Raw genomic sequence first — 25,087 nt, 5'->3', positions numbered from 1 at the left:
ATGAGCCAATTTGACTACATCAAACAGCATTACGCTGTTCCAGCCGAAATAGGCCGCTTAGTTAAAGTGAATGGCCGCGCTGGCGTGATCATCAAAGATTGCGGCCATCACCTTGGCGTTAACTTTGACGACGATAAGCCAGGCGTTATTCGTCATTGCCACCCAACTTGGGAGGTTGAATACGGTGGCATTGGCAGTATCCGCAAAACAACTAAGTCACAGCAGCGCTATAAGCGTTATTTAGAGTACGGCGACGGCTTTAAAAACTTTATCGAGTTTTGCTACTGGGACGCAAGCCCTGAGCACGAATGGAACAGAGGTGAAGCATGAAACAGCGCCCTATTATCTTCAACACCGAAATGGTGCGCGCCATCCTTGATGGCCATAAAACACAGACGCGCAGAATGTTTAAAGCTCAGCCGCATGATGATTGGGCGCCATTTTCTAGAAATGCCGAATGGTATACACCGACAGTCATTGATAAGCACGGATTCTATCAACCAGCCAATGATGAGGTTTTTGGTGTTAGCGATGAAGATTGCGCGTTTGTTTCGCCGTTCGGCACGCTTGGTGATCAGCTGTGGGTGCGTGAGACTTGGAGATTATTCAATTCATCTGATGAATGTGGTTGCAGTGAATCGCCTTGCTCATGTCCGGCTAACGGAACGGTTCTATTCAAAGCAACGGATGATAGTGGCGAAAGCAAATGGAAACCATCTATCCATATGCCACGTTCTTGCGCTCGTATTCTGCTTGAAGTCACCGCCGTTCGGGTAGAAAGGCTAAATGATATCAGCGAGCAAGATGCAAAAGCAGAAGGTTTGCAATATCACGCCCTTTACCAAAAGTGGGGTGGCGTTGAAAAGCATTCGAACCATAAGCCTCACTCGCCTCATTGGCGTTGGTATAAAAACCCACAGCATGCTTTTAAATCCCTATGGAACTCAATCTATAAAAATTGGGATGCCAACCCATGGGTGTGGGTGGTTGAGTTTAAGGTGATCAGTACCACAGGCGGTGCAGCATGAACCACTTACTCCCGGGCTTTGAATCACAAGAGCGCGTTGCGTTATTGCTTTCGCTTACCCGCATTAGTTCGCCCGAGGTGATTGCCGCGTTAACGCTGCATTACACCAGCGCCCTACCCGCCGAACGCGCGGCGGCTCGCCACGGTATTGAACTGTCGAACTTTATGCGCGGGCAAAAGAAGCTAGAGCAAATCGCCGCCACGGTTGAGGCCATTAAAGCCATCGACTGGGCCAAGCTGCAATTAACTCATTTGCAATCAAGCGCTTTGCTAACAACTCCGTTGCAACCGAAGCAGGTGGCCTAAATGACTCAATCAGCGGCGTTTCGCCATCTGCTAAATCATTACCGCAGCCATAAGTTAAGCCTGTTACTCAAGGCAACAACGGGTGACAGCATCAAAATCGCACTGGCGCTGGGCGCGTTAGATTGCCTCTACTGGCAAGCATTGGGCAACGGTTTAACCAACCTCGCCAAGGGCATTAGCCGCACCATAGTGTATTCGTACCGATATCACCCAATGCGCCTGCCCTGCCATTCGCCTGTCAGCCAAACAAGCGACAGCCAAAACAAGGAGGCGGCATGAATACGTTTAGCACTAAAGATGGCGTGGTCACGTTATCTAAGCCCTACTCCACCTTGATGTGCGATCAGCAACAAATCGAAGTGAAATACACCCCCAACAATTACCACGGCTGGGGCATTTGTAAGTCTTTTAACGCCATCGAGTGCAGCGACTTCGGCCAAGCCGACGCCGAAGTATTCGCACTCAACGCAGAATCAAAACTCAGGATAAAAGGAGAAGCAGCATGAACACACCCAAGATTAAAGCGTTTCAAGTACAAGAACATTGCGAGGGCGCAGCGTGCATCGTGTTTCATCAACATGCTGCAGCCGCTCGTCGCATAGGTGCGGGCGAACTCAATCTGACCTTTGAAGATGATATGTCAGTTACTCGCTGCCCTGAATATGACCAATACGCTGAGCAAGGCAACGTGCCTTATCAAGTGTTACTGGCCGATGGTTGGTGTTTTACCTGTTACCACTGTGGCAACCAAATTAGTGCCGAAGACGATGAAGGCAATGCGACGGACATTGAAGCGGTGCTCTGCGTCGGCGAGGCGTTTTATTGCAACGCGGCGTGCCATTCACAAAAGCAAGCTGACATTACGCAGCACAATGCTAAGGCAGAAGCCTTTAAGCAACGACTGTTATCACTGCGCCCTGATCTGACCTTCACGGCGTTTAACGGTGCATATCCACAACTGTATTGCACTGCGACATTTACTTTTGAAGGTGCTCAATATGGCGGCTCAGTGGCCTATGACAAGGCTGGCGAGCTTGATTGGCGAGTATCAAACACTGATTTGCCCGCATGGCAAACATATCAAGCCCAGCGCCAAGGAGAAGCAGCATGAAGTTGATACAAGCAGCAACAGTAGAACGTGAAGAAGGTTATTGGACCCATCCCGATTTGCCCGAGTGGGATGAAGGCGTGACACGTGTGGAGTGTGAAGCATGGGCAGCACGCCAAGGCGGCGAGTTTGTAGCGATTTGGTTTGAACTCGATGCCACTGAACATCAGATCGAGCGCTACTTTGACGAGGGCGACACCGATATCAGCGATTGGAACCCCGTTTGCGACAAGGCCGGCTCATTCTTGCTGAGTATTCACGACACAGAAGATGGCCCCGTCGCGCTGTTCTTCGCACCTAAGGATAAGGAAGCGGCATGAAGCAATCTGCAGTAATCAAAGACGCTTTGCGCCAGTGGTACACCCTGCCCCGCAAACAAGCCGGCAGCTGCCAACAATTTTTAAAACGACTCGCCGAGGAATTGGCAAAGGAAGGTAAATGATGATTAAGTCTACTGCTAAACCCGTAATTAAAGGCTATTGGACCACTAAGGATTTAACTGCGCGCTATAGATGTTCAAGCCGCACAATTGTTCGGTGGATGCAGCGAGAAAAACATCCTTTCCCACTACCCAGAATATTAGCCATTGGAAGTTATAACCGATGGGCAATTGATGATGTAGAGGAATGGGAAGCAGCCGGAGTCGATACATCACAGCATGCAGCCTAATGCTAGGCCGTGATTTTACGTAGTCTTTCTACCCATCCACTATATGCGTTAGCTTGTTCTTCTAGATATTCATAGTGGTCATAAACTTGCCATTGCCCTGGCAGTTTATGGCCCAACATGATCTCGGCGACATGCGGCTCGGTTAAAGTTGAAAAGTTTGTCCGAGCCGTTTTACGCAAATCGTGTATTGACCAGTGTTCCATTTCATAGCTCATGTTCTTCTTAAGCCATTGGATAATATTGTATGGCAGAGAAAGCGATGAAGAACGCCCCATTGGCTGATCTGTGCCTTCATTATTAAATAAAAACTCACCGTCACCACTCAAAAGCACGGCTTCTTCAATCAACTCTTTTGTCTCTGGAATGATTGGCCTGAGCAATGGTTTTTTAGTTACCTTACCTGTTTTATGATTTTCAGGAGGTACAGTCCACACCATAGTATTGAAGTCAAAGTCTGATTTTTTGCTTAGCCTCAATTCACCATTACGGCAGCCATAGATAAGATTGAGCTTGAGAAAGATTTTATTTTTTTGTGCAATTCTGGACCCTTCTATCGCTAACCAAAACAACCGAATTTCATCATTGTTAAGTGAGCGATCACCCACATTCTTAGTTATTTGTAGGTCACTCTTGGCGCTGATATCAACCAATACGTTTGACTTAAGTAATTGCCGCTTGACGCCCCACTTAAGTAATTGCTTTCCATTTGTGAGTAATCTATCGGCAATTGAAGGTGAGGTTTTTGCTTTGGTCTCGATAACATCAAGCCAAATATGTAGCGAGACTTTATCTGCTGGCAAGTGACCTATCTTTGGCAGAACGTGTAATTTGAAGGATCTTAAAATTTCAGCGTGACTGGTTTTATTGGCCACACAATAACTCTCATACCACTGCATAAACAACTCAGACATTGTTAGCGCTGTAGAAACGGCTTTGTGCTCAAGTTCCTTTACGGTCTTCGGGTTATTGCCTTGCTCAAGCTCTGCACGCAATCTAACGCATTCAGTTCTTGCATCCTTAAGTGACATAAGTGGGTAAGAGCCTAAGTCAACTCGGCAGGCTTTTCCAACATAGCGGTATCTGATTTGGAAAGTAATCTTACCTTTCGGAGACACCCTAACACTCAGACCATCACGGTCTGCGCGTTCAAAAGACTTGGGGTAACTTTTAGATAAATTAGCCTTTAACCATGTGTCAGATAAGGACATTTTAAACTCACTGTGTACAAATTTTTTAAACCGAGTGTGTACAGTCTAAATTTGTACGCAAATTTGTACAAGTTTTTGGTGTCTATAGAGAAGGGAGGACGTCATGAGGTGTCTAGCGTGAAGATGGTTAACTATTGATAATTATAGCTAAATTTAATAAAAATTAACTGTTTGTCATATCGAGTCAGTAGGGGCATCTTTTGGGTGCGATATGATCGCGAAGGTGCGACGTTTATCGACCTCTACTTTATTGCCTGACATGTTAACCTATGCACTTGTATCGCTAAAAAGGCGCAAATTATAGCGCCTCAGTTCGAGCTTGGCTAGGCAAAGCCCGAGATGAACTCGGGCTGAGAGAGGTTATTTTGTGGCTTCGAGCAAACCTTTGACTTTGGCGAGTTCAATACGCGCATATCTATGTTCGACAAAATCATAGATATTGGTTGCCAATGCTAAGCGAAAATAGTTTGCCGCATCTTGATATTGCTTAGTTTCTATCGCCATTTTTGCAAGGTAAAAATAAGCTTCGCATAAACGTTCAGCATATTCTTTCGGATATGTTAAGCCTACTTTAGCGGCTGAAAACACCTCATCACGGCTTTTTTTACCTAAATAATAATCGACGATAACGGTCGCCCAAGCATCATTTTCTAAATTCTGACGATGCTGCGCTAACTGTTTTTTAGCTTCAACGGAGTCAGCTTTCAAATCAATCAAATACAGCCATAATGCCCGATAACCATCTTTATTGTCGCCTGCATAAAACGCCTGCATATCTTTAGTCGCTAAATCAATACGGTCACCATAGTACAAAGCAATACCGCGATTCAAATAGGCATAATCATAATTAGGTGCTAACTCTAATACGCCATCGAAGGCTTCATAGGCGCTGTCGTATTCACCTTCTTGGGTGTAATAAATTCCAAGGAAATTATAGGCATCAGCGAGATCAGGCTGAAGTTTTAACGCTTGCATAAAATCAATCCGTGCAAGCAGTCTTAAGCCCACACTGTCGTAAATCACACCACGATCGTAATGAAATCTGGCTCTCTGTTCATTCGTCAGTTCGACCGTAGCCAAAATCTCGTTGAGTTTTGCCAGTGTCACTTCGACTTTATAATCAGGCATAACTGGCGCGACAACCAATTTACCTTCAACATCATTATGGTTATCTAAAGGAGACTGGGTGGTTGCGCATCCGGCTAACAACAGACTGGCACTGGCCAGCACAGCAACGACAGCGGTTCTAATTTTAAGACTCATCCATTTCTACCTTTTTAGATTCCCAACATACGCAGAAGAATCTTCATGATAGCAATCCCACCACAGGACCGCTATTAGGGAATTAAGATTAATACTGACTTTCTTAATGCTAAAACAAAAAAGGAGATCATTTGATCTCCTTTTGATGCAATCACTTAAAAAGTGTGTGACTATAAATAAGTCAAAGACTCATTATTCAGCAGCAGCTTCTTTCGTTTGTGCTTCTTTAATTGACAGACGTACGCGGCCTTGACGATCCACTTCCATCACCTTAACGGCAACTTCTTGGTTCAGCTCAAGGTGATCAGACACGTTAGCAACACGTTCATCACTGATTTGTGAAATGTGTACTAAACCGTCTTTGCCCGGCAGAATGTTCACGAACGCGCCGAAATCAACGATACGGATAACCTTACCATTGTAGATACGACCCACTTCAACTTCTGATGTGATTTCTTCGATACGACGGATAGCTTCTTTAGTTGCTTCGCCGTTTGAAGAAGCGATCTTCACAGTACCATCATCTTCCAGTTCAATCGTAGTGCCCGTTTCTTCGGTCAGAGCACGGATAACTGCACCACCTTTACCGATAACGTCACGGATTTTTTCTGGGTTGATCTTGATAACAGTGATACGTGGAGCGTGATCAGAAATATCATCACGGTGTGAACCAATCGCTTGATCCATCACGTTCAGGATATGTACACGTGCACCATAGGCTTGTTGCAGTGCGATATCCATGATTTCTTTAGTGATACCTTCGATCTTGATATCCATCTGCAGTGCAGTAATACCATCACGCGTACCCGCAACTTTGAAGTCCATGTCACCTAAATGATCTTCATCACCTAAAATGTCAGAAAGAACAACGAAATCATCGCCTTCTTTCACTAGACCCATAGCGATACCCGCTACAGAAGTCTTGATAGGTACACCGGCATCCATCAGCGCGAGAGAAGTACCACATACTGACGCCATAGAGCTTGAACCGTTAGATTCAGTGATTTCAGATACAACGCGTACGCTGTATGGGAATTCAGCCGCTGAAGGCATAACAGCGTTAATACCGCGCCATGCTAACTTACCATGACCGATTTCGCGGCGCTTAGGTGATCCCACCATGCCTGTTTCACCAACAGAGTATGGAGGGAAGTTATAGTGCAGCATGAAACGGTTAGTGCGCTCGCCCATGATGCTGTCGATCTTCTGTGCATCACGTTCAGTACCTAAAGTACAAGTGACTAACGCTTGAGTTTCGCCACGAGTGAACAATGCGCTACCGTGAGTACGTGGCAATACGCCCGCTAACACACTTAAGGCACGGATCATGTCTGGTTCACGACCATCAATACGTGGCTCGCCACGGATGATGCGACCACGAACCACTTTCTTCTCTAAGCTACCCAGTAAGTTGTCAACTTCACGTAAATCAACGCTTGGATTGCTCGCTAACAAGGCTTCTTTTGCTGCTGCTTTTACAACAGAAACTTGAGCATAACGATCTTGTTTAACTTGGATTTTATACGCATCACCTAAACCAGCTTCAGCAAGCTCTTTGATTTGGGCGACTAAATCGGCATCTTGCGTTGGTGCAGTCCAATCCCAAGTTGGTTTACCGGCTTCTGCTTTAAATTCAGCAATCGCCTTGATAACCACTTGTTGTTGATCGTGACCGTAAACTACAGAACCTAACATCACTTCTTCTGGTAATGCTTGGGCTTCTGATTCCACCATTAATACTGCACCAGCAGTACCAGCAACCACTAAGTTCAGTTGGCTGGTTGCAAGTTGTGCAACACTTGGGTTCAACACGTATTCGCCATCAATGTAACCCACACGTGCAGCACCTAAAGGACCGCTGAATGGAATACCAGAAATAGCCAGTGCCGCAGAAGTACCGATCATGGAGATGATATCTGGCTCGATTTGTGGATCGACAGATACTACGGTAATGATAACTTGAACTTCGTTTTTGAAACCATTAGGGAAAAGAGGGCGAATTGGACGGTCGATCAGACGAGCGATTAATGTCTCATCTTCTGAAGGACGGCCTTCACGCTTAAAGAAACCACCAGGAATTTTACCCGCTGCGTAGGTTTTTTCTTGATAGTTAACAGTCAGAGGGAAAAAGTCACGGCCTGCATCTGCATCTTTTTTACCGACAACAGTGACTAACACTGTCGTGTCACCCATACTCGCTAAAACGGCTGCATCAGCTTGACGCGCTATAACACCTGTTTCCAGGGTGACTGTATGTTGACCATACTCAAAACTCTTTACAATAGGATTCACGTGACCCATTCCTTAATTAATGACCTTGAATTACGCGCGTAAGTATACTGCAATTCGGATCAATAGATAAAGAGCAGATAATGATGACAAATACGTAACTTTTCACTAAAGTGGTTAAATCAACAAAGAGTTGCGGTTTATATTGATACGGAAAATCTCGCCGATGGTGAATAATTATCATGAAGGATGCGCCCGATGACAGGCCGTTTTAAGTCACTGACGTGGAAACAAACTAACCTAGTCGTATTTACTGCCCTATTTTTTGCCATTGCCATTTTTATTGTTGAAATCGCTTTAGTCGTCGTATCAACCAAACAACAACTCACGACCACTCAGCAAGAACTCCTTGATTCAGTTGAACAACCTGCAGCAAATGCTGTATGGGCATTAGATGATAATTTAGCCCGTCAAACTTTAGAGGGTGCCATCAAAGTCGAACATGTTGGCTCGGCGGTGATTGAGCTGGACGATGGCTCAATGTTTGTTTCTGTCAGTAATAATAAGCAGAATAACTCACAGACTTTTATCAGTTTAAGTAATAAATTATTTGATGATCTCAAAGAAATTTCTCGCCCTTTGTATAGGCCTTTTTATTTTGAAGGTACCCAACAACAGCAACTCATTGGTACATTAACGGTTTTCTACGATACCCAAGAACTCACAAACACCCTCTTCTCGCAGTTAAGATTTAGTTTTTTTGCTACTCTCGCTCGTGCACTCTTACTCACCTTAGTACTGTCCGTGGTATTCCATCGCTTCCTGACTCAGCCTATCGCACGCATCAGTGAGGCCATCGATAAGATCGAACCCGACTCTCCGGATGAAAATCTCTTACCTATGTCCAACGCACACAAGGATGATGAACTCGGCTTAGTAACCTCAAAATTCAACCAAATTCTTATTCAATTTAGCCAAACCCAGTCCAAACTGCGCAAAATGGCGACCCGAGATCCGCTAACGGGTTTACCTAACCGCACATTATTACTTGAAACTATCGCAGTCACTATCCAACGCTCGCGAGTACACAAACGCAGCTTTGCATTGATGTTTATCGACTTAGACCGTTTTAAGAATATCAACGATTCCCTTGGCCACGCATTAGGCGATCAATTCCTCGCTCGTATCGCCCGCATTCTCGAACGATTCGTTGGTGATAAAGGCACAGTTTCCCGCTTAGGTGGCGATGAATTTGTTATTCTGGCCGATACAGTTCACACCCCAGACCAAGCAGCAGATTTTGTAGATAAGCTACTGATCCAGCTCAATGTCCCGATTCAATTAAATGAACATGCTATTCATCCAGCGGCATCGATTGGGATTTCTATTTATCCCGAAGACGGTAACAGCGCTGAAGATTTGATCCGTCACGCTGACATTGCCATGTACAGCGCGAAAGCTGCAGGCTCGAATCAATGGGCCTTCTTTAAACAACAGATGACTGAGCGAGCAGCAGTTCGTTTACGCACTGAAGCATCTTTACATGATGCGTTAAAAAACAATGAATTTTTACTGTATTTCCAACCGAAACTTGATCTGCAAACGGGCAAAGTCATCGCCTGTGAAGCCTTGATCCGTTGGCAAAAAGACGGACGACTCATCAGCCCCATTTCCTTTATTCCCGTCGCGGAGGAGACCGGTATCATCATTCCTATAGGTCGTTGGGTGATAGAGCAAAGCTGTAAAGTACTTAGGGAATGGCAGAAAAAATATAACTATGCCATCCCAATTGCGATTAATGTTGCCTCACAGCAATTTGCCGATGCTAGTTTAGTTCCCGATATCAAACAGATGGCATTACGCTATCAAATCCAACCCGAGTTGCTGGAAATTGAAATCACTGAAACCTCGTTGATGAACGACATTGAACTCGCTATCGCTAAGCTGGAACAATTGAAATCAGCCGGATTTGGTATTGCAGTCGATGACTTTGGCACAGGGTATTCTTCACTCTCTTACCTGCGCCATTTGCCTATCACTACCATGAAAATCGATCGTTGTTTCGTTTCCGATCTACCAGGGGATAGTGCAATTGCATCGACCATTTTAATGTTGGGAAAGCAGCTTAATTTGACCATTGTGGCCGAAGGCATTGAAAACGAGCAGCAATTGGATTGGTTGAAAGAAAATCAGTGCCAAGTCGGCCAAGGTTTCTATTTTAGTCAGCCTCTACCCCAAGCAGAATTTGAAGCGCTGTATATAGCAACACAAACAGCAATAATAAGCAGTCTTGATGGTTTACGTGGGGCTTAGGATACTTACATTGGCACTTAAGTTTCGATTCGATGCTTAATCACATCAAGCTCAGCGTAACAGACCTAAACATTAGACTGATTTTGGCTGTAACTTCTGTATATCTCTCGTTTGCACAATAAATATTCTGTTGAATTTTAGGCAATAAAAAAGGAGGCTAAGCCTCCTTTTTCACGTTAGTCGACGCGAAATTAACGACGTAGACCTAACTTTTGGATCAGAGCAGTGTAACGTGCTAAATCAGTACGTTTCAGGTAAGCAGTTAACTTACGACGTGAGCTAACCATACGTAACAGACCACGACGTGAGTGGTGATCATGAATGTGCTCTTTGAAGTGATCTTGCAAATGGTTGATTTGCGCAGTTAACAAAGCAACTTGAACTTCAGTTGAACCAGTGTCGTTTTCACAACGGCCAAAATCAGCCAAAATTTTTGCTTTTGCTTCAGGACTTAGTGACATGTATATCTCCAAATAAATAATATGAATCTCTAGCCGATCACTAACTCAGCCAGAGGGCGCGCTATTTTACCCATAAACCCACGTTAGCGCAATAAAAGGCGGGGACTAATGCATCAACTAATTTAATCATTTGTCGATGGATAGCGGGCTAATGCGTTTCTGAAGGTTCGTCATGGATAACAATGAGTCGTTTCGGCGCTAATAAGCCATCTTCGTTCATTGTGCCAATCCCCACAAATCGGCGAATGTCACCTAAAGTGATACGTACCAACTCATCGGTTTTCAATTCTGCATTAACCGGTACACGAACCGCTTGACCTTGCATTAAGTAAGGAGCTATCGCATCCGGCACATTGACCTCTGGGAAATCGGCCACGGCCGTGTCCATAGGCAATAACAGAGGGTCGAGTAATACGCTCGGATCTATCTGTTGTTCATGTGCTTGAGCAACTAGCGCTTCAAGTTGTTCTAAAGTGACCATTCTGGCATAGGGATACTGCGCAACTTGGGTGCGGCGCAGCATTATCACATGGGCGCCACAACCGAGCATCTCACCGAGATCGTCTATGATAGTGCGAATATAAGTGCCCTTAGAACAATGAATGTCTAAGGTCAGCTCATCGCCTTCAAGACCGATGAAATTTAGCTCAAATACCGTAATAGGGCGAGATTCACGCGGCACTTCTATGCCTTCACGGGCATATTTATACAGGGGCTGACCCTGATATTTCAGCGCGGAATACATAGAAGGCACTTGCTGAGTTTCACCACGGAAGAAATCAAGCGCAGTTAATAGCTGCGCCTCGGTAAAATCAATGGCGCGGCTTTGCACCACTTCACCATCGGAATCACTGGTATCTGTCCGTTCGCCAAGCTTTGCCGTGACTAAGTAGCGTTTATCGGCATCCAATAGATGCTGAGAAAACTTAGTCCCTTCGCCTAAGCATACAGGTAACATACCTGTCGCTAACGGATCGAGTGCGCCCGTATGCCCAGCTTTATTCGCATTAAAAAAGCGCTTTACCCTTTGCAATGCAAAGTTAGAACTCATGCCAGTGGATTTATCCAGCAGCACTATCCCATCGATAAAACGACCTTTTGGACGACGAGCCATTAATCTTTACCTTCCGTTTCATCTGCGTCATCAGCAATATCATCACCTAAGACTTCATCTTCAACCGATGCGTCTTCGCTGCCAAATTGCTGTTGCTTCGCTTTGTCTTGGTTGATCACTTGGCTAACTAAGTTAGACATGCGCATACCTTCAACTAGCGAGCTATCGTAGATAAAACGCAGTTCAGGCATGACACGCAGCTTCATACGACCCGCCACTAAAGTGCGGATATAAGGAGCTGCGCTGATCAAAGCGTTTAGCTTTTCTTGAACGACAGCTTTGTCTTCTTCGAAAAAAGTCACAAACACTTTGGCATAGCTGAGATCGCGAGAGACGTCGACGTCATTCACAGTCACAAAGCCAATACGAGGATCTTTCATGTCGCGCTGTAGCACTTGAGCAAGTTCTTGCTGAAGCTGCTGAGCGATTCGACGAGTACGACTGAATTCTTTTGCCATAATATTTCTTACCATAGCTTAAATTGATAAGGGCGGCTAAAGCCGCCCTTATTATCGTTACAGAGTACGAGCAATCTCGACGGTTTCGAATACTTCGATTTGGTCGCCTACGCGAACATCGTTGTAGTTCTTAACGCCAATACCACATTCCATACCATTGCGAACTTCAGCAACGTCGTCTTTGAAGCGACGTAGCGATTCGAGTTCACCTTCGTAGATAACAACGTTATCACGTAGTACGCGAATTGGCGCGCTACGCTTGATGGTACCTTCGGTCACCATACAGCCAGCAATTGCGCCCAGCTTAGGTGACTTGAACACATCACGAACTTCAGCCAGACCGATAATTTGTTGTTTGAACACAGGAGACAACATACCTGTCATCGCTGCACGAACTTCATCAATCAAATTATAGATAACGCTGTAGTAACGTAAATCAACACTTTCACTTTCGATAGTCTTACGGGCTTGTGCATCGGCACGTACGTTAAAGCCAACCATGATAGCGTTAGAGGCAGCCGCTAAGGTTGCATCCGTTTCAGTCAGTGCACCCACACCGCGAGCGATGATGTTCACTTTCACTTCGTCGGTAGACAAACCTGTTAACGAATCAGTAATCGCTTCGAGTGAACCTTGTACGTCTGCTTTAAGAACGATGTTCAGTTCTTTCACTTCGCCGTCTGTCATGTTCGCAAACATGTTTTCTAGCTTAGATTTTTGCTGACGTGCCAGTTTCACATCACGGAACTTACCTTGACGATACAGGGCAACTTCGCGAGCTTTACGTTCGTCACGTACGACTGTTGCTTCATCACCTGCAGACGGAACGCCTGACAGACCTAGAATTTCAACAGGAATAGATGGACCCGCTTCAGTGATTGAACGACCGTTTTCGTCTTTCATTGCACGAATTTTACCGTACTCAAGACCACACAGAACGATATCACCTTGGCGCAGCGTACCTTCTTGAACCAGAATCGTAGCCACAGGGCCACGACCTTTGTCCAATTGTGATTCAATGACCACACCGGCAGCCATACCATCACGTACCGCTTTCAGTTCGAGAACTTCAGCTTGCAGTAAGATACCTTCTAACAGTTCGTCAACGCCTTCACCTGTCTTAGCTGAAACGAAGGCAAACATGTTGTCTCCACCCCAATCTTCAGACATAACACCGTGTTGTGACAATTCGCTCTTAACGCGATCGATATCCGCTTCCGGTTTATCCATCTTGTTCACAGCCACGATTAATGGCACGTTACCAGCTTTAGCATGTTGAATAGCTTCGATTGTTTGCGGCATTACACCGTCATCGGCAGCAACAACTAGCACAACAATATCCGTTGCCTTGGCACCGCGGGCACGCATTGCGGTAAACGCGGCGTGACCAGGAGTATCAAGGAAAGTGATCATGCCATTTTCAGTTTCAACATGGTATGCACCGATATGCTGAGTAATACCACCGGCTTCGCCAGCAGCCACTTTAGCGCGGCGAATGTAGTCAAGTAACGAAGTCTTACCGTGGTCAACGTGACCCATGATAGTCACAACTGGTGCACGAGATTCTAGCTTGATGCCATCTTCATCATCACGGTCTTGTAGCACTTGGTGCTCAAGTTCGTTTTCACGGATAAGCACAACTTTGTGACCCATTTCTTCAGCAACTAGCTGGGCAGTCTCTTGATCCAACACTTGGTTGATCGTGACCATAGAACCCATTTTCATCATCTGTTTGATGATTTCAGTTGCTTTCACTGCCATTAAATGCGCAAGTTCAGAAACAGTAACAGTTTCACCGATACGCACATCACGGCTCACTGCTGCCACAGGCTTATTGAAGCCATGCGCCATAGACTCAGGTGCAGTACTGCGGTTACGCATGTGTTTTTCACGGCCGTCACGGGCATCTTTGCCGCCACGTTTTTTCGCGTTGCTCTTGTTACGAGCACGACGTCCGCGTTTTTCTTCATCCAGATCAGAAGTATCTTCAGCAGCACGAGCTACTTTAGATGTCGTGATGTGATGATCACCGTTTTTCTCGGCTTCTAAACGTTGGCGCTCTTCTTCGGCCCAGCGCTTAGAATGTTCTTCAGCGAGTAAGCGAGCAGTTTCTGCCGCTTTAGCCGCTTCTTCGTCTTGCTTACGTTTGGTTGCCGCTTCTTGCGCCGCTTTCAAACGTTCAGCTTCTAGACGAGCCGCTTCTGCTTCTGGTGACATATCTTTAACCACTTTCACTTCGGCTGCTGCTTTAGCTTTCGCCTTGGCTTCTGCTTCCACTTTTGCCTTAGCATCTGCTTCAGCTTTCACTTTTGCTGCCGCAGCAGCTTCTGCTTCGGCCTTTGCTTTTGCCAAAGCTTCTGCTTCGGCTTTCGCTTCTTCTTCAGCCTTCAGAGTAGCCTCATTAGCATCACGCTTAACGAAAGTTCGTGTTTTACGAACTTCAACTTTAACATCTTTAGATTGACCACCATTACCGGCCACACTTAGGGTCGATACGGTTTTACGCTGCAGCGTCATTTTCGTTGGCGCATTTTCGCCACCGTGCTGCTTTTTCAGATAATCCAGTAACTGCTGCTTTTCAGCTTCAGTCACTTTATCAGCTTGGCCTTTCTTAATTCCAGCCTGAGAGAATTGCTCAATCAGACGTTCAACACTTTTACCCACTTCCGTGGCCAATTTCTCTACGGTAGTATCTGCCATCAGTTAAATCCCCCTGTTGATCGACTTATGCTTCTTCGCCAAACCAACAGATATTGCGGGCTGCCATGATGAGCTCACCTGCTTTTTCTTCTGTCAATTCTTCAATTTCGATCAAATCATCAATGCCTTGTTCAGCCAAGTCTTCTAGAGTCACAATACCTTTGCTAGCGAAAACATAGGCTAAGTGTCTTTCAACACCTTCAAGTGCTAGCAACTCTTCACTTGGCTCCACACCATCCAGTGCTTCTTCAGTAGCGAGAGCTCGAGTTGAGATCGCCGCTTTTGCACGTTCACGTAAAGCTTCGACGAGATCTTCGTCAAAACCGTCAATCGCCAATAGTTCAGACACAGGCACATAGGCAACTTCTTCGAGCGACGTAAAGCCCTCGTCTGCCAGTACTTGTGCAAAATCTTCATCGACATCCAGTGAGTTAACAAATAAATCAACCACCTTGGCACTTTCTGCCTGATGTTTCTTATTCATATCTTCCACTGTCATAACGTTCAGAACCCAACCAGTCAGTTGTGTTGCTAAACGTACGTTCTGGCCATTACGTCCAATGGCTTGTGCCAAACTATCGGCTTCAACAGCGATATCCATAGAATGGTTATCTTCGTCGACTATGATAGAGGCAACATCGGCTGGCGCCATGGCATTGATCACGTATTGTGCTGGATTATCATCCCACAACACGATATCAACACGTTCGCCACCCAGTTCATTCGAAACGGCTTGTACACGCGCACCACGCATACCCACACACGCACCGATAGGATCGATACGGCGATCATTCGACTTAACGGCGATCTTAGCGCGAGCGCCTGGATCACGAGCAGCGCCCATGATTTCAATCAGTTCGTCAGCGATTTCAGGCACTTCAACACGGAAAAGCTCGATCAGCATTTCAGGTTTAGTACGGCTTAAAAATAACTGTGCACCACGAGCTTCTGGACGTACTGAGTACAATAATGCACGCACACGGTCACCAGGGCGGAAAGATTCGCGTGAAATTAAGTCTTCACGGAACAATACGCCGTCAGCGTTATTACCTAAGTCAACCACTACGCTCTCGCGAGTCGCTTTTTTGACCACACCTGTGATTAACTCACCTTCTTGATCTTGGAACTGCTCAACCACTTGAGCACGTTCTGCTTCACGTACTTTCTGTACGATCACTTGCTTAGCGGTTTGAGTGGTAATACGGTCAAACACCACTGACTCGATATCGTCTTCGATAAACTCGCCAGGCTGGATGTCCGGATTTTCGTAACGTGCCGCTTCTAACGTGATTTCACGATAAGGGTTTTCTAACGCTTCACCGTGATCATCAACTACCATCCAACGACGGAAAGTATCATAACCACCGGTTTTACGGTCGATAGCAACACGAACGTCAATATCACCTTCGTACTTTTTCTTGGTTGCTGTGGCCAGAGCAATCTCTAGCGCTTCAAAAATTTTCTCGCGTGGAACGGCCTTTTCATTTGAAACCGCCTCAGCGACTAGCAGAATCTCTTTATTCATCTCGTCTTGCCTCGTTCACCTTGAAACCATCAAAACTTAGCGATTAAGTTGCCTTTGCGGATATTATCCAATGCGACAACTAACTCTTTACCATTCACTTTCAGCGAGAGCATTTGCCCGTCGACCGCAGTGATGGCGCCTTTTAAATTACGACTGCCGTCAACCGGCATAGTCAATTGAAGCTTTACATCCTCGCCTACATAGCCCGCGTACTGCTCAGCAGTAAATAAGGGTCTATCTACGCCTGGCGAAGAAACCTCTAGGGTATATTCTGTAGAAATAGGATCTTCAACATCGAGTACAGCACTGACTTGGCGACTTGCATTGGCACAATCTTCAATATTGATACCATTCTCACCATCAATGAACACTCGCAGTGTGGAATGCTTACCCGCTTGAACATATTCAATGCCCCACAGCTGAAAGCCTAATGCTTCCACAGGTACTTTGAGCATTTCTGCCAGTCTGAATTCTAACGTTGCCAAGATTGACCCCCGAAAAAACAAAAAAGGGCTTAATAGCCCTAGTACAACGCCACATACGAAGCATGCGACAAATTTAAAAGTCCCAGATAACAAAAAACCCCGTAATCACGAGGTCATTAATTTCAAGAACCTGTAAACCATAACGAATTCAAACACTATTCGTTACTAGGAGCTGGTTGCGGGGGCCGGATTTGAACCGACGACCTTCGGGTTATGAGCCCGACGAGCTACCATGCTGCTCCACCCCGCGTCAACTGTGTGCAAGTATATTGACTATCGTCATTTCTTGCAATAACTAAGAGAGAACTTATCTCGTCTATCTTAGTTATATTTGGTGCCGAGAGCGGGACTTGAACCCGCACGACCGTTAGGTCACAGCCACCTCAAGGCTGCGCGTCTACCAATTTCGCCACCTCGGCGACACCTTTTACTAGTCAGGAATTTTCGTTTCTGACTTTTGGGTTCCTTGCTCAACTGGTTGGGTAACCTGTTCAGTGTCTGAACCTAAATCTTTCCATGAATCTTCATTTTTTGCGTGGTTTGCACTTAAGTTACCAATAAGCAGACTTAAAGTGAAAAACGCAATGGCAAGAATCGCCGTACTGCGTGTCAGGAAATTACCTGAACCGCTTGAACCAAAAAGAGTACCTGATGCACCGGCGCCAAAAGAGGCCCCCATGTCAGCTCCCTTACCTTGCTGAATTAATACTAAGCCTATTAGACCTAATGCAACCAACAAGTAAATAACTACTAGAACTTCATACATATTATGCGCTCATCGCTATGGTACACAGACTTAAAAACTCGCTAGAGTTTAAGCTAGCACCGCCAATCAGTCCACCATCAACATCAGGTTGGGCAAATAAATCTGCAGCATTACTCGGTGTCACACTACCACCGTAGAGAATCCTGATATTTTCTCCGATAAACGGAGACACTTCAGAGAGGCGTTTGCGAATAAACGCATGAACTTCTTGTGCCTGCTCTGGTGTAGCACTTTTACCTGTTCCTACAGCCCAAAGCGGCTCGTAGGCGATAATAGCGTTATCAAAAGCCATAGTGCCATTTTTCTGGATCACTATATCCAACTCTTCAGCAATCACCTCGAAGGTGCGTCTTGCTTCTCGTGCTGGACCTGACTCACCCACACATAAAATTGGGGTTAAGCCATGCTTTTGTGCAGCGGCGAATTTCTCCGCTACGATATTACTCGTCTCTCCGTACATACGGCGACGTTCTGAATGCCCGATAATTACATATCGACATCCTGAATCTTTGAGCATCTGACCTGAAACTTCTCCGGTATAAGCGCCAAAGTCATGTTGACTTAGGTTTTGAGCGCCCATCCTAACAAGTGAACCGTCTAACGCTTCCTTGTTTGCTTCTAGCAGTTGCCTAACGCTCTCTAGATAGATAGAAGGCGGGCATAAAACCACTTCAGCTGAATCATTTTGGAGCTTAGAGGCAAATTTTTTGAACAACTCTTGGGCTAATGCCGCACTGCCGTTCATCTTCCAATTGCCAGCTACCATAGGACGTCTGAGTGCCATCACTGTCTCCTCTGAAAGCGGCGTGAATAATAGCGAACCACTTATTAAGTTACAATAGCTAAATTCGAATTTTTTCAGATATCAGGTTGGAATGCTTATTTTTTACACGCCAAAGCTGTTTTCTGTTCATTTGTGCAGCTAACACCCTAATTTTAAATTGGTATCAGCCGCACTCATTACAAAATTAGCAAATATTAGCTTGCCGATTTTACCGCATCCGCAATCAAATTTGCGTGCGCCAATACTGCACTATGATCGTCACCTTCAACCATGACACGGATCAAAGGTTCAGTACCTGACTTACGTAATAATACTCGGCCACGCACGCCCAGTTGAGATTCAACCTGTGCCTGCGCCGCTTTAACTTTATCTGACTTAAGAGGGTCGTGCTCGCCTTCAAAGCGCACATTGACTAACACCTGCGGCAACATTTCCATCGCAGAAGTCAGTTCTTCTAGCGTAGCATTCTGACGACGCATGGCCGCTAACACTAAAATCCCCGCAACTATGCCATCACCAGTTGTGCCGTGATCAAGATTGAGGATATGCCCTGAATTTTCACCGCCGATGCGCCAATCGAGTTCTTTAAGTAGTTCCATCACATAACGGTCGCCCACTTTCGAACGCGCAAAGGGGATGTCTAATGCTTGCAAGGCGAGATCAAGCCCAAGGTTTGACATTAACGTACCAACTACACCACCGCGTAATACGCCACGGGATTTCGCATCACAGGCCAGAATATATAAAATTTGATCGCCGTCGATCACTTCACCTTTGCTGTTGACCATCATAATACGGTCACCGTCACCGTCGAGTGCGATGCCTAAATCGGCACTTTCGGCTAGAACGGTTTCACAAATTTTGCCCATGGACGTCGCGCCCACTTTATCATTGATGTTCATCCCGTTGGGTTTATCACCAATGGCAATCACCTCGGCGCCTAACTCACGAAACACTGCTGGCGCTATGTGATAAGTTGCGCCATGGGCACAATCAACCACAATTTTTAGCCCAGTTAACGTGTGTTCTGCAGGAAAATTACCTTTGCAATACTCAATATAACGGCCACGGGCATCTTCAATACGCGATACCTTCCCCAATAGATGCGATTCAACACAAACGAGGGGCTTTTCAAGCTCGGCTTCAATTTCTAGCTCTAGGTTATCGTCTAACTTACTGCCGTCGGTGGAAAAAAACTTAATACCATTATCGTAATACGGATTGTGTGACGCGCTGATCACCACCCCAGCTTCGGCGCGAAACGTGCGCGTCAAATAGGCTACTGCTGGCGTTGGCATAGGTCCCATTAACATCACATTAAGGCCTGCAGCAGAAAGGCCAGCTTCTAATGCTGACTCAAACATATAGCCCGAAATACGGGTATCTTTACCTATAATCACCTTTTTGGTACCACTGCGGGATAACACGCGCCCCGCCGCCCAACCTAACTTAAGCGCGAGCTCAGGCGTCATTTGACCTGAACCGACTTTTCCCCGAATACCGTCAGTTCCAAAAAATTTACGTTCTTTCATATCGCTCCACAAACTCAAATGTGTCCCAATGATTTGGGATCATAATATTAATTAAATGCTTAACGAGAGCATAACGATGCTTAAAAATACGCTTGTGTCGCTTGTAACACCTTGAGCATATCCACAGTTTCAGTAACATCATGCACACGAATGATATGAGCGCCCTTTTGGGCCGCTATCATAGCGCCAGCAAGGCTCCCAGCAAGACGTTCTGAGGTCGGTTTTGCTAAGAGGTTTCCTATCATGCTCTTACGAGACAATCCTATCAATATCGGTAAATCAAACTGGGCAAAACAGTCGAGCTTCGCCAGTAATTCATAGTTATGCTCTAAGCTTTTACCAAAACCAAATCCCGGATCGAGTATTAATAATTCACGGGGGATCCCTGCTCGCAAGCAAGCTTCAATCCGCTCAGTTAAAAAGGCAGAAACTTCTTCAATAACATTATGGTAAGTCGGTGCAAATTGCATGCTTTTGGGTTCACCTTGCATATGCATTAAGCATATGGGGACTTGCAACTCTGCAGCAGCTTCAAGCGCACCGGGTTCCATCAGGGCGCGCACATCGTTAATCAAATGTGCGCCCGCAGCAACAGCTTGACGCATGACTTCAGGCTTACTGGTATCAACCGAAATCCACACATCATGGTGCGCCGCAACATATTTCACTAACGGGATCACCCGCGCAAGTTCATCGGCTAAGCTCACCTCGGCAGCGCCAGGTCTTGTCGACTCACCGCCAATGTCTATCATTCCCGCGCCTTGAGCCACCATGTCATCGGCATGCTGACAGGCAAGCTCATAGGAAGAATATTGGCCACCGTCGGAAAAAGAATCGGGAGTGACATTAAGAATCCCCATCACAATGGGTGAAGATAACGCGAGGCGTTTAGTGCCAGCAATCAGTTCAAACACGCATTTACTCCTGTAATACGAACACTTACGATTTTACTCACTGGCATAACTTGCGTCATTAATTTCAAGCCTTCATTTTCTATCCGAAATGACTAACTGTCAGAAGATAAATATCAATGGTGGCAGAGAGTATCAATGACAGCGCAGTCAAATTGCTAACAAGGTAAAACAAGAAAACCCCTTTACGGGGTTTTCTTTGGTTTCACAACACATTACTTAGCTGGAGATTCATCAGGATCTTTCAGTTCTGGCTCAGCAGGTGCAGTCACACTGTCTTCAGCTTTCGCTGCTGGCTCACCATGACCATTGCCTTTATCGTTAGAACCATTGTCATCCACTTGCCAATCAGCAGGCTGACGCACTTCACGACGTTTCATTAAATCGTCAATTTGAAGTGAATCAATGGTTTCATACTTCATTAAAGCTTCTTTCATTGAGTGCAGAATATCGAGGTTATCCGTCAATATCTGTCTCGCTCTAGCGTAGTTTTTGTCGATAAAGACTTTTACTTCAGCATCGATAATAGTTGCAGTTTCATCGGACATCGCTTTGGCTTTACCCATGCTGCGACCTAAGAAGACTTCACCATCTTCTTCTGCATACAGCAATGGACCTAACTTGTCCGAGAAGCCCCACTGAGTCACCATGTTACGTGCAATAGATGTCGCGTATTTGATGTCCTGTGATGCGCCAGTCGACACTTTCTCAGTACCGTAGATAAGCTCTTCTGCTAAACGACCACCGTAGGCGACCGAAATTTGGCTTTCTAACTTACGACGGCTCTGGCTCACTGAATCAGCTTCAGGTAAGAAGAAAGTGACACCAAGCGCACGGCCGCGAGGAATGATAGTCACCTTATGCACAGGATCGTGCTCTGGTACTAAACAACCCACAATCGCATGGCCTGCTTCATGGTAAGCGGTCATTTCTTTTTCAGCTTCAGACATCACCATAGAGCGGCGCTCAGCACCCATCATGATTTTATCTTTTGCACGCTCAAATTCTTCCATGCCTACAACTCGGCGATTTCCGCGAGCCGCAAACAAGGCAGCTTCGTTCACTAAGTTAGCTAAATCAGCACCCGAGAAACCTGGCGTACCACGGGCAATCACGCTTGCTTTCACATCTTCAGAAAGCGGCACTTTACGCATATGCACTTTCAAAATCTGCTCACGACCACGAACGTCTGGTAAACCAACGACCACTTGACGGTCAAAACGACCCGGACGTAATAACGCAGAATCGAGTACGTCTGGACGGTTAGTTGCCGCGATAACAATAACGCCTTCATTACCTTCGAAGCCATCCATCTCAACCAGCATTTGGTTCAGTGTTTGCTCACGTTCATCATGACCACCACCTAAACCCGCGCCACGTTGACGACCGACCGCATCGATTTCATCGATGAAAATAATACAAGGTGCCGACTTTTTCGCTTGTTCAAACATGTCACGCACACGGGATGCACCGACACCAACAAACATTTCCACGAAATCAGAACCTGAAATAGTGAAGAAAGGGACTTTAGATTCACCCGCAATGGCTTTCGCCAGCAAAGTTTTACCTGTACCTGGAGGACCCACCATCAGTACGCCCGTTGGAATTCGGCCGCCCAATTTTTGGAATTTAGTTGGGTCACGCAGGTAATCAACCAGCTCTTTCACTTCTTCTTTTGCTTCATCACAACCAGCAACATCGGCAAAAGTAGTTTTAATCTGATCTTCGCTCATCAGCTTGGCTTTGCTCTTACCAAAGGACATAGCGCCTTTGCCGCCGCCGCCTTGCATCTGGCGCATGAAGAAAATCCATACCCCGATAAGCAATAACATCGGGAACCAAGAGATGAAGATTTGGGTAAGGAACCCTGACTCTTCGGCTTCTTGGCCCTTCATAGTGATGCCTTTACGATCAAGATCATTAATTAAATCTTGGTCATATAACGGCATGATAGTAGTGAATTTTTCACCAGTTCGTTTAGCACCTTCAATAGTACGTTGGTCGCTCTTAACTTCAACAGTTGCGACCTGTCCATCACGGACATTATCTAAGAAGGTAGAATAATCCATCTTCTGCGATGACGAAGAAGAGGGGGAGTAACCCTGAAACACTGACATCAGCACAACGGCGATGACAACCCAGAGTATTAGATTTTTTGCCATGTCACTCAAATTACTAGACCTCATTAAGTCTTGCGATTATTAACGCTAGGTTACTACAACTTGTACCCTGTCGCCACAAGATAGACTTCGCGGGAACGAGCCCGTGAAGAGTCTGGTTTACGTGTTTTAACGACTTTAAACACTGCTTTTACCGCTTTCATGTATTCGTCAAAGCCCTCCCCCTGAAAGACTTTTACCGCAAAACAGCCATTAGGAGCCAATACTTGATGGCACATATCTAACGCCAATTCCACTAAATACATGGCACGGGGCTGATCAACACTATCTGAACCACTCATGTTGGGTGCCATATCAGACAACACAACGTCAACTTTAGCATCACCGACGCGAGTAAGTAATGCTTGAAGGACTTTATCTTCACGAAAATCCCCTTGCAAAAAATCGACGCCGACGATGGGATCCATAGGCAAAATGTCACAGGCGATGACTTTACCTCTATCTCCCGCTAATTTAACTGCCACTTGAGACCAACCTCCCGGAGCAGCGCCGAGATCAACCACAGTCATGCCTGGGCGAATTAGTTGATCCTTTTGCTGGATCTCCTCAAGCTTAAACGCAGCGCGAGATCGCAAGCCCATTTTTTGGGCGAGTTTGACATAGTGATCATCAAAGTGTTCTAGCATCCAGCGATTAGAACTGGCCGTACGTTTTATACCTGACATTTAAAATCCGCAACAATTGAGAGTTACACAAAGGCTATATAAGGGTAGAATAGCCGTTTTTCAACAGTAACTCAGCAAAAGTTGGTAGAAATGAACTTAACAACCAAACAAAAACAGCATTTAAAAGGTCTAGCGCATCCGCTAAAGCCAGTGGTGCTGCTTGGTGCCAATGGATTGACTGAAGGTGTACTCGCTGAAATTGAAAGCGCACTCGCTTATCATGAACTGATTAAAGTGAAAGTAGCCTCTGCCGACAGAGAGCTAAAAAATGCCATCGTTGATGCCATAGTACGTGAAACTCAATCCGCAAAAGTGCAACTTATTGGTCATATTCTGGTGATTTATCGTCAATCACCAGAAATGAAAATTGCTTTGCCAAAGGCAAAGTAATTTTTCTTGATTTTATCGTGTTAACAAAAAGGCCATTCAATCGAGTGGCCTTTTTGTTTTCGCTGTTAATTTAAGCGATAGGCATAGCCCTAAGGTGTTTCAGAAATCACTTGTTCCTTATAATGCTCAGGCGTTAAGCCTAATAACTCAGGCAATGAGGTACCAACTGAAATCGAAGAGAATGTGCCAGTTAATATACCGATAAACATTGCAATCGAAAATCCTTCCAGCGGTCCACCGCCCATGATCCACAGCGCACCGACCGTCATTAAGGTTGTCCCTGATGTCACCATAGTGCGAGAAAACGTCGCAACAATTGCTTGGTTGTTAATGTCTTGAATCGCAAGCTTTGGCTTAGCAATCAATAATTCACGAATACGGTCAGCGATAATGATCGAATCGTTTAAGGAATAACCTAAAATCGCCAGCACAGCCGCAAGTATCGTTAAATTAAACTCCATCTGAGTCAAGGCGAAAAATGCCAGCACGAACACTACGTCATGCACTAAAGCGAATAGGGCACCCGATGCGAGTCGCCATTCGAAGCGATAACTTAAATAACCTAATATCGCCAGCATAGCGACTAACAGCGCCAAACCGCCCTGCTCTGCCAATTCTTGACCAATCTGCGGCCCGACAACACTGCTGTTAAGCACTTGCACTTCAGAGTTAAGCGGCGCTAATACCTGCTGAATATCGATATTACCTTGCTCTGTATCGGCACTCTTTATATCGGAATAGCGCAACACCCAACGTCCCGGCTCACTGGCGGAGACTACACTCACTTCTTGCTGATAAGCGGCGTTGAGTAAAGGTTGCAATTCACTGCTGGTAATTTTTCTATCGATCTGCACTTCGGTGACGACACCGCCAGTAAAATCTAAGCCCCAGTTAAAACCTTTCACGCCGATGATGGTTAATGACACTAGCATCAACAAAATAGAGATAGCACTCGAAACATAACGCCATTTAGTTAGATTGATATTTTTCATG

At 45.7% G+C, this 25,087-nt stretch carries 27 protein-coding genes and 2 tRNA genes; 11 read left to right on the top strand and 18 right to left on the bottom strand.

What is annotated here, in order from left to right; translation table 11 throughout:
- Genes L5L91_RS13175 through L5L91_RS13135 form a run of 9 tightly spaced genes read left to right on the top strand, consistent with a single transcriptional unit; the run spans window position 1 to window position 3,110 of the window.
- Window positions 1-330 carry a hypothetical protein gene (locus L5L91_RS13175; protein WP_173497750.1) on the top strand — a complete coding sequence of 110 codons (330 nt, stop codon included), beginning with the start codon at window positions 1-3 and terminating at the stop codon, window positions 328-330.
- Window positions 327-1,028, top strand: coding sequence for a hypothetical protein (locus L5L91_RS13170; RefSeq protein WP_263236791.1), 702 nt, complete (start codon window positions 327-329; stop codon window positions 1,026-1,028). Before L5L91_RS13175 ends, L5L91_RS13170 begins: the two co-directional genes overlap by 4 nt.
- Entirely contained in the window at window positions 1,025-1,333 is a 309-nt protein-coding gene (locus L5L91_RS13165) for a hypothetical protein (protein ID WP_012197003.1), read from the top strand. Before L5L91_RS13170 ends, L5L91_RS13165 begins: the two co-directional genes overlap by 4 nt.
- Window positions 1,334-1,612 carry a hypothetical protein gene (locus tag L5L91_RS13160; RefSeq protein ID WP_263236788.1) on the top strand — a complete coding sequence of 93 codons (279 nt, stop codon included), beginning with the start codon at window positions 1,334-1,336 and terminating at the stop codon, window positions 1,610-1,612.
- The gene (locus tag L5L91_RS13155) at window positions 1,609-1,839 is read left to right on the top strand and encodes a hypothetical protein (RefSeq protein ID WP_012586784.1); all 231 of its coding nucleotides are present in this window, start codon (window positions 1,609-1,611) and stop codon (window positions 1,837-1,839) included. The genes L5L91_RS13160 and L5L91_RS13155 overlap by 4 nt, the downstream gene beginning before the upstream one ends.
- Entirely contained in the window at window positions 1,836-2,444 is a 609-nt protein-coding gene (locus tag L5L91_RS13150) for a hypothetical protein (RefSeq protein ID WP_263236786.1), read from the top strand. The genes L5L91_RS13155 and L5L91_RS13150 overlap by 4 nt, the downstream gene beginning before the upstream one ends.
- On the top strand, window positions 2,441-2,761 hold the full coding sequence (locus L5L91_RS13145) for a hypothetical protein (RefSeq protein WP_263236784.1): 321 nt from the start codon (window positions 2,441-2,443) through the stop codon (window positions 2,759-2,761). Before L5L91_RS13150 ends, L5L91_RS13145 begins: the two co-directional genes overlap by 4 nt.
- The gene (locus L5L91_RS13140) at window positions 2,758-2,883 is read left to right on the top strand and encodes a hypothetical protein (RefSeq protein WP_012089916.1); all 126 of its coding nucleotides are present in this window, start codon (window positions 2,758-2,760) and stop codon (window positions 2,881-2,883) included. The genes L5L91_RS13145 and L5L91_RS13140 overlap by 4 nt, the downstream gene beginning before the upstream one ends.
- A complete protein-coding gene (locus L5L91_RS13135; RefSeq protein WP_173248576.1) occupies window positions 2,883-3,110 on the top strand; it encodes a hypothetical protein in 228 nt (75 codons plus the stop codon). Before L5L91_RS13140 ends, L5L91_RS13135 begins: the two co-directional genes overlap by 1 nt.
- Window positions 3,111-3,112: 2 nt before the next feature.
- On the opposite strand, the gene L5L91_RS13130 is transcribed toward L5L91_RS13135, so the two are convergent.
- From L5L91_RS13130 to pnp, 3 genes are all read right to left on the bottom strand, one after another.
- Window positions 3,113-4,318, bottom strand: a complete 1,206-nt coding sequence (locus tag L5L91_RS13130; protein ID WP_173243273.1) for a tyrosine-type recombinase/integrase — start codon at window positions 4,316-4,318, stop codon at window positions 3,113-3,115.
- A gap of 360 nt (window positions 4,319-4,678) precedes the next feature.
- Window positions 4,679-5,581, bottom strand: coding sequence for a lipoprotein NlpI (gene nlpI / locus L5L91_RS13125; protein ID WP_168822816.1), 903 nt, complete (start codon window positions 5,579-5,581; stop codon window positions 4,679-4,681).
- Window positions 5,582-5,773: 192 nt separating this feature from the next.
- Entirely contained in the window at window positions 5,774-7,873 is a 2,100-nt protein-coding gene (gene pnp, locus L5L91_RS13120) for a polyribonucleotide nucleotidyltransferase (protein ID WP_105251702.1), read from the bottom strand.
- Between the two features lie 195 nt (window positions 7,874-8,068).
- On the opposite strand from pnp, the gene L5L91_RS13115 reads away from it, so the two are divergent.
- A complete protein-coding gene (locus tag L5L91_RS13115) occupies window positions 8,069-10,123 on the top strand; it encodes a putative bifunctional diguanylate cyclase/phosphodiesterase (RefSeq protein ID WP_173497505.1) in 2,055 nt (684 codons plus the stop codon).
- Window positions 10,124-10,314: 191 nt separating this feature from the next.
- Here the strand turns inward: L5L91_RS13115 and rpsO are convergent, their stop codons facing one another.
- The 14 genes from rpsO to rlmE all read right to left on the bottom strand — a co-directional run bounded on the left by rpsO (window position 10,315) and on the right by rlmE (window position 23,704).
- Entirely contained in the window at window positions 10,315-10,584 is a 270-nt protein-coding gene (rpsO, locus tag L5L91_RS13110) for a 30S ribosomal protein S15 (RefSeq protein ID WP_028761447.1), read from the bottom strand.
- Window positions 10,585-10,732: 148 nt separating this feature from the next.
- A complete protein-coding gene (gene truB / locus L5L91_RS13105) occupies window positions 10,733-11,698 on the bottom strand; it encodes a tRNA pseudouridine(55) synthase TruB (protein WP_263236780.1) in 966 nt (321 codons plus the stop codon).
- Window positions 11,698-12,156 (bottom strand): 30S ribosome-binding factor RbfA, encoded by a 459-nt coding sequence (gene rbfA, locus L5L91_RS13100; protein ID WP_105251700.1) that lies wholly within the window; start codon window positions 12,154-12,156, stop codon window positions 11,698-11,700. The genes truB and rbfA overlap by 1 nt, the downstream gene beginning before the upstream one ends.
- A gap of 57 nt (window positions 12,157-12,213) precedes the next feature.
- Window positions 12,214-14,856 carry a translation initiation factor IF-2 gene (gene infB / locus L5L91_RS13095; protein ID WP_105251699.1) on the bottom strand — a complete coding sequence of 881 codons (2,643 nt, stop codon included), beginning with the start codon at window positions 14,854-14,856 and terminating at the stop codon, window positions 12,214-12,216.
- Window positions 14,857-14,881: 25 nt separating this feature from the next.
- On the bottom strand, window positions 14,882-16,381 hold the full coding sequence (gene nusA, locus L5L91_RS13090; protein WP_028761452.1) for a transcription termination factor NusA: 1,500 nt from the start codon (window positions 16,379-16,381) through the stop codon (window positions 14,882-14,884).
- A gap of 29 nt (window positions 16,382-16,410) precedes the next feature.
- Window positions 16,411-16,866 carry a ribosome maturation factor RimP gene (rimP, locus tag L5L91_RS13085; protein WP_006082718.1) on the bottom strand — a complete coding sequence of 152 codons (456 nt, stop codon included), beginning with the start codon at window positions 16,864-16,866 and terminating at the stop codon, window positions 16,411-16,413.
- 173 nt (window positions 16,867-17,039) lie between these two features.
- Window positions 17,040-17,116, bottom strand: a tRNA-Met gene (locus L5L91_RS13080).
- Between the two features lie 82 nt (window positions 17,117-17,198).
- Window positions 17,199-17,285, bottom strand: a tRNA-Leu gene (locus tag L5L91_RS13075).
- An 11-nt stretch (window positions 17,286-17,296) separates the two neighbouring features.
- Entirely contained in the window at window positions 17,297-17,632 is a 336-nt protein-coding gene (gene secG / locus L5L91_RS13070; protein WP_028761453.1) for a preprotein translocase subunit SecG, read from the bottom strand.
- Window position 17,633: 1 nt separating this feature from the next.
- The gene (gene tpiA, locus L5L91_RS13065; RefSeq protein ID WP_006082720.1) at window positions 17,634-18,416 is read right to left on the bottom strand and encodes a triose-phosphate isomerase; all 783 of its coding nucleotides are present in this window, start codon (window positions 18,414-18,416) and stop codon (window positions 17,634-17,636) included.
- A 194-nt stretch (window positions 18,417-18,610) separates the two neighbouring features.
- Window positions 18,611-19,948 (bottom strand): phosphoglucosamine mutase, encoded by a 1,338-nt coding sequence (gene glmM / locus L5L91_RS13060; protein ID WP_028761454.1) that lies wholly within the window; start codon window positions 19,946-19,948, stop codon window positions 18,611-18,613.
- An 80-nt stretch (window positions 19,949-20,028) separates the two neighbouring features.
- Complete coding sequence (gene folP, locus L5L91_RS13055; protein ID WP_028761455.1) at window positions 20,029-20,862, bottom strand: dihydropteroate synthase; 834 nt, start codon at window positions 20,860-20,862, stop codon at window positions 20,029-20,031.
- A gap of 212 nt (window positions 20,863-21,074) precedes the next feature.
- Complete coding sequence (gene ftsH / locus L5L91_RS13050; protein ID WP_168822810.1) at window positions 21,075-23,045, bottom strand: ATP-dependent zinc metalloprotease FtsH; 1,971 nt, start codon at window positions 23,043-23,045, stop codon at window positions 21,075-21,077.
- Between the two features lie 29 nt (window positions 23,046-23,074).
- Window positions 23,075-23,704 (bottom strand): 23S rRNA (uridine(2552)-2'-O)-methyltransferase RlmE, encoded by a 630-nt coding sequence (gene rlmE, locus L5L91_RS13045; protein ID WP_006082724.1) that lies wholly within the window; start codon window positions 23,702-23,704, stop codon window positions 23,075-23,077.
- Window positions 23,705-23,794: 90 nt separating this feature from the next.
- Here rlmE and yhbY point away from each other — a divergent pair, with 90 nt between their 5' ends.
- Complete coding sequence (gene yhbY / locus L5L91_RS13040; RefSeq protein WP_006082725.1) at window positions 23,795-24,094, top strand: ribosome assembly RNA-binding protein YhbY; 300 nt, start codon at window positions 23,795-23,797, stop codon at window positions 24,092-24,094.
- A gap of 89 nt (window positions 24,095-24,183) precedes the next feature.
- Here yhbY and secF read toward each other — a convergent pair whose 3' ends face one another.
- Window positions 24,184-25,086 carry a protein translocase subunit SecF gene (secF, locus tag L5L91_RS13035; protein ID WP_028761458.1) on the bottom strand — a complete coding sequence of 301 codons (903 nt, stop codon included), beginning with the start codon at window positions 25,084-25,086 and terminating at the stop codon, window positions 24,184-24,186.
- Window position 25,087 lies beyond the last annotated feature (1 nt).

It is taken from the genome of Shewanella sp. SM55, from assembly GCF_025654025.1.
GTDB classification, from domain to species: Bacteria; Pseudomonadota; Gammaproteobacteria; order Enterobacterales; family Shewanellaceae; genus Shewanella; species Shewanella oncorhynchi.
This window is presented reverse-complemented; position numbering and strand designations above follow the sequence as displayed.

What these genes read in the sequence shown, in the direction of transcription:
- L5L91_RS13175 (WP_173497750.1), top strand. Translation starts at nt 1, where the DNA reads ATGAGCCAATTTGACTACATCAAACAGCATTACGCTGTTCCAGCCGAA.
- L5L91_RS13170 (WP_263236791.1), top strand. Translation starts at nt 327, where the DNA reads ATGAAACAGCGCCCTATTATCTTCAACACCGAAATGGTGCGCGCCATC.
- L5L91_RS13165 (WP_012197003.1), top strand. Translation starts at nt 1,025, where the DNA reads ATGAACCACTTACTCCCGGGCTTTGAATCACAAGAGCGCGTTGCGTTA.
- L5L91_RS13160 (WP_263236788.1), top strand. Translation starts at nt 1,334, where the DNA reads ATGACTCAATCAGCGGCGTTTCGCCATCTGCTAAATCATTACCGCAGC.
- L5L91_RS13155 (WP_012586784.1), top strand. Translation starts at nt 1,609, where the DNA reads ATGAATACGTTTAGCACTAAAGATGGCGTGGTCACGTTATCTAAGCCC.
- L5L91_RS13150 (WP_263236786.1), top strand. Translation starts at nt 1,836, where the DNA reads ATGAACACACCCAAGATTAAAGCGTTTCAAGTACAAGAACATTGCGAG.
- L5L91_RS13145 (WP_263236784.1), top strand. Translation starts at nt 2,441, where the DNA reads ATGAAGTTGATACAAGCAGCAACAGTAGAACGTGAAGAAGGTTATTGG.
- L5L91_RS13140 (WP_012089916.1), top strand. Translation starts at nt 2,758, where the DNA reads ATGAAGCAATCTGCAGTAATCAAAGACGCTTTGCGCCAGTGGTACACC.
- L5L91_RS13135 (WP_173248576.1), top strand. Translation starts at nt 2,883, where the DNA reads ATGATTAAGTCTACTGCTAAACCCGTAATTAAAGGCTATTGGACCACT.
- L5L91_RS13130 (WP_173243273.1), bottom strand. Translation starts at nt 4,318, where the DNA reads ATGTCCTTATCTGACACATGGTTAAAGGCTAATTTATCTAAAAGTTAC.
- nlpI (WP_168822816.1), bottom strand. Translation starts at nt 5,581, where the DNA reads ATGAGTCTTAAAATTAGAACCGCTGTCGTTGCTGTGCTGGCCAGTGCC.
- L5L91_RS13115 (WP_173497505.1), top strand. Translation starts at nt 8,069, where the DNA reads ATGACAGGCCGTTTTAAGTCACTGACGTGGAAACAAACTAACCTAGTC.
- rpsO (WP_028761447.1), bottom strand. Translation starts at nt 10,584, where the DNA reads ATGTCACTAAGTCCTGAAGCAAAAGCAAAAATTTTGGCTGATTTTGGC.
- truB (WP_263236780.1), bottom strand. Translation starts at nt 11,698, where the DNA reads ATGGCTCGTCGTCCAAAAGGTCGTTTTATCGATGGGATAGTGCTGCTG.
- rbfA (WP_105251700.1), bottom strand. Translation starts at nt 12,156, where the DNA reads ATGGCAAAAGAATTCAGTCGTACTCGTCGAATCGCTCAGCAGCTTCAG.
- infB (WP_105251699.1), bottom strand. Translation starts at nt 14,856, where the DNA reads ATGGCAGATACTACCGTAGAGAAATTGGCCACGGAAGTGGGTAAAAGT.
- nusA (WP_028761452.1), bottom strand. Translation starts at nt 16,381, where the DNA reads ATGAATAAAGAGATTCTGCTAGTCGCTGAGGCGGTTTCAAATGAAAAG.
- secG (WP_028761453.1), bottom strand. Translation starts at nt 17,632, where the DNA reads ATGTATGAAGTTCTAGTAGTTATTTACTTGTTGGTTGCATTAGGTCTA.
- tpiA (WP_006082720.1), bottom strand. Translation starts at nt 18,416, where the DNA reads ATGGCACTCAGACGTCCTATGGTAGCTGGCAATTGGAAGATGAACGGC.
- glmM (WP_028761454.1), bottom strand. Translation starts at nt 19,948, where the DNA reads ATGAAAGAACGTAAATTTTTTGGAACTGACGGTATTCGGGGAAAAGTC.
- ftsH (WP_168822810.1), bottom strand. Translation starts at nt 23,045, where the DNA reads ATGAGGTCTAGTAATTTGAGTGACATGGCAAAAAATCTAATACTCTGG.
- rlmE (WP_006082724.1), bottom strand. Translation starts at nt 23,704, where the DNA reads ATGTCAGGTATAAAACGTACGGCCAGTTCTAATCGCTGGATGCTAGAA.
- yhbY (WP_006082725.1), top strand. Translation starts at nt 23,795, where the DNA reads ATGAACTTAACAACCAAACAAAAACAGCATTTAAAAGGTCTAGCGCAT.
- secF (WP_028761458.1), bottom strand. Translation starts at nt 25,086, where the DNA reads ATGAAAAATATCAATCTAACTAAATGGCGTTATGTTTCGAGTGCTATC.